Here is a 9,969-nt window from a genome sequence, read left to right as displayed (position 1 = left end):
GCCAGGGCGATGGTGCCGCCGGCCTGCTTGAGGCGCAGCATGTTGACCAGGAATGCGTGGCGCGAACGGGCGTACTCGCGCTGGGCCTGGAACAGCGCCTGCTGGGTGATCAGCACGTCGACGATGGTGCGGGTGCCCACTTCCAGGCCGGCTTCGCTGGCCTCGTACGCGGCCTGGGCCGACACCACCGACAGGCGGCGCGCTTCCACTTCGGCCGAACCCGCGCCCAGCGACCGCTGGGCATTGCGGGTCTGGCGGATGACGGAGCGGCGCTCCTGCTCAAGCGCATCGGCCACCACGTCGCGGTTGTAAATGGCCTGGCGCACGCCCGACTGGGTGGCACCGCCGGCGAAGATCGGCACGTTCAGCACCACGCCCACCCGGGTGGACTGGCTGGTGTTGTCGAAGCTGTTGTTGCTGGCAATGGGCGAGAAGATGTCGTTGCTGCCGTCGCCGTCGCCGTCGCTGTAGCTGGCCGTGAGGCCGAGCGAGGGCAGGTGGCCAGCGCGGGCGGTGGCCACGTCCTTCTCGGCCGCCGTCACCGCGAGTTCGCGGGCCAGCAGGGTGGGGTTGGACTCCATCGCCACGGCGACCCAGTCCTGTTCGATCAGTGCGGTCGGGTCGGCGGGCTTGTAGTCCGCGGCCAGGCCCTGGATGTTCTCGACCGGCGTGCCGGTGATCTCGGCCAGCGCTTCACGCGAATCGTCCAGCGCGTTGGCGGCGGCGATGGCGTTGGCGCGGGCGGTGTCGAAGCGGGCGCGGGCTTCGTGCACGTCGGTGATCGGGGCCAGGCCGACTTCCAGGCGCTTCTCGGCCTGGTCGAGCTGGCGCTTCACCGAGCGCTCTTCGGCGCGCGAGGAGGCCAGCGTTTCGATCGCCGTCAGCACGTTGAAGTAGGCGTCGGCCACGCGCACCAGCAGCGCGTCGGAGGCGGCCTTGTACTCGGCCTGCGACTGCGCCGAGCGGGCCTTGGCGGCGCTCAGGCGGGTGTAGGTGCTGTGGTCGTAGATGCTCTGGCGCAGGTTGATCGACCAGCCTGAGTTGGTGTTCTCGCTGCTGGCCACCGAGGCCGGCTGCACCACGGTGCCGAAGGCCTGCGAGCCGCTGCTGTCGGTTTCGGTGCGACCCCAGCTGACGCTGCCGTCGAGCTGGGGCAGCAGCTGGGCGCGGTTCTGCACCACGCCTTCGCCGGTGGCCAGGCTGCGCGACTCGGACGCCGCAAGCACGGGGTCGCTCAGGCGCGCCAGCTCGTAGGCTTCCAGCAGGGCGGCGGCACCCGCGGGGCCGGCGGTGCCGGCCAGCAGGATGGCGAGGGAAACGGGGCGAAGGCTCAGGCGCATGGGGTAGTCCTGGTGTCTGGAGTCAAAAGGCGAAATGCGGCGCAGGTGCGGCGCCGTGCAGGTAGGGGACGTCGGTTTCGAACAGGCTTTCGCGATGGAAGCCTTCGCCGCGGCGGGTGATGCGCAGCGCCTCCTGCACCGGCGACTGGCCGTGGATGACGAACAGGCGGCCGCCCGGCTTGAGCCAGGCGCCGAACTGTTCGGGGTCCAGCGCGACCGCACCGGTGACGCAGATGGCGTCGAACTGGCGGCCAGGCTGCCAGCCGAACACATCAACGCATTCCAGGCGGACGTTGGTGATGCCTTCGGCCAACAGCCGGCCGCGCGTGCGCTCGATGAAGTCGGTATGGCGATCGATGCTGACCACTTCGCGCGCCAGCGCCGCCAGGCAGGCGGTGACGAAGCCCGAGCCGGTGCCGATTTCCAGCACTTCGTCCTCAGCGGCCAGCGACATCGCCTGCAGCATTCGGCCCTCGACCACGGGCTTCATCATCACTTCGCCGTGTTCCAGCGGCAGCGGCAGGTCGGCGAACGCCAGCTTGCGATGGCGCGGCGGCACGAAGTCCTCACGGTGCACGGACATCAGCGTTTCGAGCACGCGCGGGTCGAGCACGTCCCAGGGGCGGACCTGCTGTTCGACCATCGCAAAGCGGGCCTGCTGGAAATCAATGGGCATGACGAAAGGGTCCTGGGAACGCGGGGCCGCTGATTTTACGCTCCAGCCGGCACCCCGCGGAAGGCGCGGCGCTGGCCCGGGGGCCGCCGGACCGGCAGCTTGCCGACCCTCGACCAACGCGCCGGCGATGCCACAGGATGCTTTCCGGGCTTGCCGTGGCCGTAGTGCCATTAGTCACCGGGACGGTGTGCACGGTGGGCGAAGACGGCCGGTTCACCGTCGCCCCGGGCCGTAGGCGCGCAGGAAAAGGTCCACCGTGGCCAGCACGTGGGCGTCGATTTCGGCGGGCGTATAGCGCCCCGGACAGCCGCAAAGCAGGCGCGCGTGGTATTCGCCCTTCAGCAGGCAGAAGAACTGGGACGCGGCCAGCGCACAGTCGGGAATGCGCAGTTCCCCGGCGGCATCCTCGGCCTCCAGGAACGAGGCCAGGGCCTCCTGGGTGCGCTTCGGGCCGGCCTCCCAGAACAGCATGGGCAGGTGCGAATCTTCGGGCAGCTGGCGCGACATGACGCGGTGGATCGAGATCGCCTCGTTGCTGGTGATCAGCCTGAAGAAGGCGTGCGCGATGCGCTCGAGCTGGCCGCGGATCGGGCCCTCGAACCGGGCAACGAACAGGTCCGAAGGCAGCAGGTCCTCGCATTTGGCCTTCACCGCCTCGACGAACAGGGTGTCCTTGTCCTGGTAGTGGCTGTACACGGTGAGCTTGGACACGCCGGCGGCCTGGGCGATGGCGTCCATGCTGACGCCGTCGTAACCGCGGGCCGGGAACAGCGCCTTGGCCGCCTCCAGGATGGCGGCGCGCTTTTCCAGGTCCTTGGGCCGCCCGGGGGCGTTGGCCCGCGCCGGAACGGGAGGGGAGGGGGCGGTTTGGCTCATCGCGATATTATTATTGAACTTGCTGGTTTGGTAAAGATAATATCCCCCCAGTCCAGTAAATAGATGACTCCCGCATGAGCGCCATCGCCCCGTTCCACCGCGTCGTCCTGATTGCTGCCGCGCTTGCCCTGGTGGCCTGCAGCCAGCAGGCGCCCGAAGAAGGCCCGGCCCGGCCCGCGCTGGTGGTGCAGGCCGATGTCGCCGAGGCCAACCTGAGCGTGTATGCCGGTGAGGTGCGGGCGCAGTTCGAGCCGGCGCTCGCCTTTCGCATCGGCGGCAAGATCTCGCGCCGCCTGGTGGACGTGGGCGAGCAGGTGAAAAAGGGCCAGGCCCTGGCCGAACTGGACGCCTCGGATGTCGGCCTGCAGCTGGAAGCCGCCCGCGCCCAGCTGGCGTCCCAGCAATCCGACCTCGCCCTGGCGACCTCCGAGCTCGAGCGCTACCAGAGCCTGCTCGACCGCCAGCTGGTCAGCAAATCGCTGTACGACACCCGCGTTTCGGCCAGGCAGGCGGCCGAGGCGCGCGTGCGCCAGGCCCAGGCCGAGGCGCGCGTGTCGGGCAACCAGGCCGATTACGCCGTACTGCGGGCACCGGCCGACGGCGTGATCTCCCAGCGCCTGGCCGAGGCCGGCCAGGTGGTGGCGGCCGGCCAGACGGTGTTCGTACTGGCCGAAGAGGGCCAGCGCGAGGTGTCGATCAGCGTGCCCGAGCAGAGCGCGGCGCTGTTCACCCCGGGCCGTGAGATGGCGGTGGAGCTGTGGTCCCAGCCGGGCAAGCGGCTCCCGGCGCGGCTGCGCGAGATCGCGCCGGCCGCCGACTCGCAGGCGCGCACGTTCGCGGCGCGCGTCAGCTTCGACCCCGGCGACGTGCGCACCGAGATCGGACAGAGCGCACGGGTGTTCGCCCTGCAGCAGGGCAAGCGCAGCCTGGCGGTGCCGCTGCCGGCGCTGACCGAAAAGGACGGCAAGCCGGCGCTGTGGGTGGTGGATCCGGAAAAGTCCACCGTGAGCCTGCGCCCGGTGACCGTGGGCGCCTACGGCGAGTCCGAAGTGCCTGTACTGACGGGCCTGCAGCCGGGTGAATGGGTAGTGGCCGCCGGCGTGCACCTGCTGCTGGAGGGCCAGCGCATCAAGCCGATTGATCGCGACAACCGGCCGGTGACGCTGGCCGCGGCCGTCGCCACGCCCGCCGACCCGGGCTGAGGCGACGCCCATGGCCGCGCAGTTCAATCTTTCCGAGTGGGCGCTGCGCAACCGCGCGCTGGTGCTTTACGCCATGGTGGTGCTCGCTGTCATCGGCTACTTCAGCTACCAGCGGCTGGGCCAGTCAGAGGATCCGCCGTTCACCTTCAAGATCATGGTGGTGCGCACGTACTGGCCGGGCGCCACGGCGCAGGAAGTCGCCCAGCAGGTCACGGACCGCATCGAGAAGGAAGTGATGGAAACCGGGCGCTACGAGTTCGTGCGCTCGTACTCGCGGCCGGGCGAGTCGCTGGTGATGCTGATGTCCAGCGACAAGCTCAAGTCCAAGGACCTGCCGGCGCTTTGGTATGACGTGCGCAAGAAAGTCGGCGACATCCGCCAGAGCCTGCCCGAAGGCGTGGTGGGGCCTTACTTCAACGATGAGTTCGGCGACACGTTCGGCAACATCTATGCGCTGTCGGGCGACGGCTTCGACTATGCAACGCTGAAGGACTACGCCGAGCGCATCGAGCTTGAACTGCACCGCGTGCCCGACGTCGGCAAGATCGAACTGGTGGGCCTGCAGGACGAAAAGATCTGGATCGAGCTTTCCAACACCAAGCTGGCCACGCTGGGCGTGCCGCTGGCGGCAGTGCAGCAGGCCATGGACCGCCAGAACGCCATCGCCCCCGCCAGCTTCTTCGAAACCCCGACCGACCGCGTGCAGCTGCGCGTCTCGGGCCGCTTCGACAGCGTGCAGGAAATCGCCGATTTCCCGATCCGCGTCGGCGACCGCAGCTTCCGGCTGGGCGACGTAGCGGAAATCAGGCGCGGCTTCGCCGATCCGGCCGCGCCGCGCATGCGCTTCATGGGCGAAAACGCCATCGGCATCGCCGTGGCCATGCGTGCCGGCGGCGACATCATCCGGCTCGGCGGCCTGCTCGACACCGAGTTCGCGCGCCTGCAGGAAAACCTGCCGGTGGGCATGACGCTCAAGAAAGTCTCCGACCAGCCGGCCGCCGTGCGCGCCGGCGTGGCCGAGTTCGTGCAGGTGCTGGCCGAGGCGGTGATCATCGTGCTGCTGGTGAGCTTCTTCTCGCTGGGCTTCCGCACCGGCCTGGTGGTGGCGCTGTCGATCCCGCTGGTGCTGGCGATGACCTTCGCGGCGATGTACTACTTTGGCATCGGCCTGCACAAGATCTCGTTGGGTGCGCTGGTGCTGGGGCTGGGCCTGATGGTGGACGACGCCATCATCGCGGTGGAGATGATGGCCGTGAAAATGGAGCAGGGCTACAGCCGCATGAAGGCAGCGGCCTTCGCCTACCAGTCCACCGCGTTCCCCATGCTTACCGGCACGCTGGTAACCGCGGCGGGCTTCCTGCCCATCGCCACTGCGGCCTCGAGCACCGGCGAGTACACCCGGTCCATCTTCCAGGTGGTGACCATCGCGCTGATCCTGTCGTGGATCGTGGCGGTGGTGTTCATTCCCTACCTGGGCTACAAGCTGCTGCCCGACGCCAAGCCGCATGGCGACGGCCCGGTGCACGACCCGTACGCCACCCGGTTCTACCAGCGCGTGCGCAGCTGGGTGACCTGGTGCGTGCGCTTCCGAAAGACCGTGATCGTCGTTACCGTGGCCGCGTTCGTGGTGGCCGTGGTGATGTTCCGGTTCGTGCCGCAGCAGTTCTTCCCGTCCTCCACGCGCCTTGAACTGATGGTGGACCTGGAGCTGGCCGAGGGCTCGTCGCTGCACGCCACCGAAGCGGTCGCCAAGCGCCTGGAGGCCGAGCTGGCCACGCGCAAGGACATCGAGAGCTTCGTCGCCCACATCGGCACCGGCACCCCGCGTTTCTACCTGCCGCTGGACCAGAAGTTCCCGCAGGCCAGCTTCGCGCAGTTCGTGATCCTGACCAAGGACATTGAATCTCGTGAGTCCGCGCGCGAATTCCTGATTGGCCTGTTCGACGAGAAGTTCAGCGACGTGCAGGCGCGCGTGTCCCGGCTCGAGAACGGCCCGCCGGTCGGCTTCCCGATCCAGTTCCGCATTTCGGGCGAGCACACCGATGAAGTGCGGCGCCTGGCGTACCTGGTGGCCGAGAAGGTGCGGGCCAACGAAGCGGTGACCAACGTCAACCTCGACTGGGACGAGCCCAGCAAGGTGGTGCGGCTGCAGATCGACCAGGAGCGTGCGCGCGTGCTGGGCATCAGTTCGGCCGAAGTGGCGGCGTTCCTGCGCGGTTCGCTGTCGGGCACCTCGGTCAGCACCTACCGCGACGGCAACGAGCTGATCGAGATCCTGCTGCGCGGCCCGGCGCAGGAGCGCGAGCAGCTGAGCCTGCTGGGCAGCCTGTCGGTGCCGGCCGGCAACGGCCGCAGCGTGGCCCTGTCACAGGTCGCCACCCTGGAATATGGCTTCGAGGACGGCATCATCTGGCACCGCAACCGGCTGCCGACCATCACCGTGCGTGCCGACATCTACGGCGAGAAAACCCCGCCCAGCGTCACTGCCGAGATTGCGCCCACGCTGGATGAAATTCGCGCCTCGCTGCCCAGCGGCTACCTGCTGGAAACCGGCGGTACGGTCGAGGACTCCGGCAAGGGCTCGCGTTCGGTGGCGGCCGGTGTGCCGCTGTTCCTGCTGGTGGTGATGACGCTGCTGATGCTGCAGCTGCGCAGCTTCCCGCGCACCATCATGGTGCTGATGACGGCGCCGCTGGGGCTGATCGGCGTGGTGCTGTTCCTGCTGGTGTTCCAGGTGCCGTTCGGCTTCGTGGCCATGCTGGGCACCATCGCGCTGAGCGGCATGATCATGCGCAATTCGGTGATCCTGGTGGACCAGATCGAACAGGACATCGCCGCCGGCCACGCGCCCGCACAGGCGGTGGTCGAGGCCACCGTGCGCCGCTTCCGGCCTATCGTACTGACCGCGCTGGCGGCGGTGCTGGCGATGATCCCGCTGTCGCGCTGCGTGTTCTTCGGGCCGATGGCCGTGGCCATCATGGGTGGCCTGATCGTGGCCACGGCGCTGACGCTGCTGTTCCTGCCGGCGCTGTACGCCGCGTGGTTCCGCGTGCCGCGACCCGCGGCGCGCTGACGCCCTGCCGGCGGCTGGCTCGGGCCAGGTCGAGTCAGTTGCTGCCCGGACGCACCATCACATGGTTGCTGACCGAGCCGGCATCCGGATTAACTATCTGGTAAAGCCCCTGCACCATTGTTCCGGGCGCCGCCATCGTCACGCTCAACGTGGCGCGCGGCGAAACGGTGAATCCGGTCAGGATCGCGCCGAGCTCGATCACCAGGGTGCCGCTTCCGGGCACGGTGCCGCGCAGTTCGCCGGTGGAAACCACGTTGCCGGTTTCGCCCAGCACCCTCACGGTGAAGATGCGGCCCTGCGGCCCGGCATTGGTCAGCACCAGCCGGCTCAGGTAGTTGTCCGGCAGCTGCACCAGCGGCGCCTGCAGCTCCAGGCCGTTGCGCACGATGGTGCCGACCGGATCCGGGCCGAAGCCCTGGACGCGGTAGACCGCCGGCGCGGCCGACACCGCCTGCAGCCGCGCCGTGTACTGCGCGGCCGGGATGGTGGCGCCCGCGGCCGGGGCCAGGCAGAGTATGCCGCCGGTGGCGGTGGCCCCCACGTTGAACGCGGCCTGGGTTGCCGAAAGCGACGACGCCGGCGTGCCGAAGCTGCAGCTGTTGCCCGTGGTGCTGAGGTACACGCGTGACAGCGCTGCGCCGGTGAAGCCGCCGTCGGCGTTCGCCGCCGCGCCGAAGTCGCCGTCCACCACCAGCCGGGTGCCGCTGGGCCCGGCGCCATGCAGGTCGGCCAGGGTGATCTGCGTCCCGGCTGGCGTGAGCGGGGCCGGCAGCGACAGGGCGTACTGCACCGGGCCCAGCGCCGCGGTGGTTGCGGTGGTCGGCGCGCTGTGGACGAACTCGGTGTAAGGCGGCGTGGCCGTGACGTCGGCGACCGACGTACGGCCCTGTGCGGAGAACAGGGTTGCCGGCGCGAATCGCAGGTAGTCGCCCTCGGCACTTGCCACGCGGCCGGCGGTGCCGCCGGCATTGGCCTGCGACGGCACGTCGTAAAGCCCGTAGCTGCAGCGGACCGGTGCGCTGCCCACCGCCAGGCGGTCGCCGCTGACCACCAGCCGGTCGGTTTCCACCACGGCGGCGTCGTTGGCCGTGATGGAGAAGGAGATCACGCTGCTTCCCACGCCGTTGATCGCGCCCAGGCTGGCGCTTCCGGCCCCGAGCAAGGACACCGCCGAGCCCGGCGCGAAGCGCAGCCCGCCGCTGCAGTCGATGCGCGCATAGCGCACTTCCCCGGCGGAAAAGTTGTAGCGCAGCGGCGTGACGAGATCGAGCAAGCCGCCGGCGTTGGCCAGGGTGGCCGGTGCGGCCGGGCTGGCAATGATCTCGCTGGCATAAACCAGCGTCGCCGGGCTGGGCTGGCCGATGTCCACGTTCTGGGTGGAGGCACCCGAGGCCAGCATCATGGACATCAGCAGGGAAACGGACATGGACGGCAAACCTCTGGGTGTTCAGGGACGGAAGGGCGACGCCAGTCGCCCGCATGCGGTCCGCAGGGTTTCACAAAAGGCGCCGCCGCTGCAAAAGGCCGGCATTCACCCCGGTGAAGCCCGCTTGGTGGTGGCCCGGGCCGGGCCGTGGTCAAATGGCGGCCTGAAGCGGGGGTGCCCAGGCGTCATGCGGGCTGAGACAGACCCATCGAACCTGATCCGGCTGATACCGGCGTAGGGAAGCTTCGTGGTGACGGCTTTGCCGTTGCCCGGCGCCGCTGCTTCGTTCCTGCCCGTCAACCGGGCGCCCAGAGGACGAACCAATGAACGCCCTGCCCACTGAACTGCTGCGCCAGACCCAGGAACTGTCCGGGTCGGTCACCCGCCCGATCCCGGGCTCGCGCAAGATCCATATCGAAGGCTCGCGCCCCGACATCCAGGTGCCGATGCGCGCGATCGACCTGTCCGAGACGCCGCGCATGTTCGGCATCATGGAGCCCAACGCGCCCTTCGTCGTTTACGACACCTCGGGCCCCTACAGCGATCCCGATGCGAACATCGACCTCGGCGCCGGCCTCAAGCCGCTGCGCGAGCGCTGGATCGCCGAACGCGGCGACAGCTCGCCGCTGCCCGGCCTGAGCTCGGAGTTCGGCCGCGGCCGCGCCGGCGACGCGTCGCTCGACAGCGTTCGTTTCCCGGCCCTCAGCCCGCCGCGTCGCGCCAACGCCGGTGCCAACGTCACCCAGATGCATTACGCCCGCCGCGGCATCATCACGCCGGAAATGGAATACATCGCCATCCGCGAGAACCAGCGCATCGAGGCCATCACCGAGGCGCACCTGCTCAAGCAGCACGCCGGTGAGGCCTTCGGCGCCAACATCCAGAAGTTCATCACGCCCGAGTTCGTGCGCGACGAAGTGGCGCGCGGCCGCGCCATCATCCCGCCCAACATCAACCACCCCGAACTCGAGCCGATGATCATCGGCCGCAACTTCCTGACCAAGGTGAACGCGAACATCGGCAACAGCGCCGTGTCGTCGGGCATCGCCGAGGAAGTGGAGAAGCTGGTGTGGTCGATCCGCTGGGGCGGCGACACCGTGATGGACCTGAGCACGGGCAAGAACATCCACGAAACGCGCGAGTGGATCATCCGCAATTCGCCCGTGCCCATCGGCACCGTGCCGATCTACCAGGCGCTGGAAAAGGTCGACGGCAAGGCCGAAGAACTCACCTGGGAAATGTTCCGCGACACGCTGATCGAGCAGGCCGAGCAGGGCGTCGACTACTTCACCATCCACGCCGGCGTGCTGCTGCGCTACGTGCCGATGACCGCCAACCGCATGACCGGCATCGTCTCGCGCGGCGGCTCGATCATG

Annotated in this window: 7 protein-coding genes and 1 riboswitch; of the genes, 3 read left to right on the top strand and 4 right to left on the bottom strand. The window is 68.8% G+C overall.

All coding sequences use genetic code 11. The features are described from left to right. The 3 genes from K0M70_RS02825 to K0M70_RS02815 all read right to left on the bottom strand — a co-directional run. A partial coding sequence (locus tag K0M70_RS02825; RefSeq protein WP_290778999.1) for a TolC family outer membrane protein occupies window positions 1-1,340 on the bottom strand: 1,340 nt, incomplete at its 3' end. Between the two features lie 22 nt (window positions 1,341-1,362). Then, window positions 1,363-2,016, bottom strand: a complete 654-nt coding sequence (locus tag K0M70_RS02820) for a protein-L-isoaspartate O-methyltransferase (protein WP_290778996.1) — start codon at window positions 2,014-2,016, stop codon at window positions 1,363-1,365. Window positions 2,017-2,229: 213 nt separating this feature from the next. Continuing rightward, window positions 2,230-2,892, bottom strand: a complete 663-nt coding sequence (locus K0M70_RS02815) for a TetR/AcrR family transcriptional regulator (RefSeq protein WP_290778993.1) — start codon at window positions 2,890-2,892, stop codon at window positions 2,230-2,232. A gap of 74 nt (window positions 2,893-2,966) precedes the next feature. Here K0M70_RS02815 and K0M70_RS02810 point away from each other — a divergent pair, with 74 nt between their 5' ends. Then, complete coding sequence (locus tag K0M70_RS02810) at window positions 2,967-4,094, top strand: efflux RND transporter periplasmic adaptor subunit (protein WP_290778990.1); 1,128 nt, start codon at window positions 2,967-2,969, stop codon at window positions 4,092-4,094. A gap of 10 nt (window positions 4,095-4,104) precedes the next feature. Beyond that, window positions 4,105-7,167, top strand: coding sequence for an efflux RND transporter permease subunit (locus K0M70_RS02805; RefSeq protein ID WP_290778988.1), 3,063 nt, complete (start codon window positions 4,105-4,107; stop codon window positions 7,165-7,167). Window positions 7,168-7,201: 34 nt separating this feature from the next. Here K0M70_RS02805 and K0M70_RS02800 read toward each other — a convergent pair whose 3' ends face one another. After that, complete coding sequence (locus K0M70_RS02800) at window positions 7,202-8,593, bottom strand: hypothetical protein (RefSeq protein WP_290778985.1); 1,392 nt, start codon at window positions 8,591-8,593, stop codon at window positions 7,202-7,204. Window positions 8,594-8,753: 160 nt separating this feature from the next. Then, a riboswitch (TPP riboswitch) is annotated at window positions 8,754-8,852 on the top strand. Window positions 8,853-8,916: 64 nt separating this feature from the next. Between K0M70_RS02800 and K0M70_RS02795 the strand changes: the two genes are divergently transcribed. Further along, window positions 8,917-9,969 (top strand): phosphomethylpyrimidine synthase ThiC (locus K0M70_RS02795; protein WP_290778983.1); only part of this gene is annotated, 1,053 nt, incomplete at its 3' end.

Source organism: Arenimonas sp., assembly GCF_019459675.1.
GTDB lineage: Bacteria > Pseudomonadota > Gammaproteobacteria > Xanthomonadales > Xanthomonadaceae > Arenimonas.
This window is presented reverse-complemented; position numbering and strand designations above follow the sequence as displayed.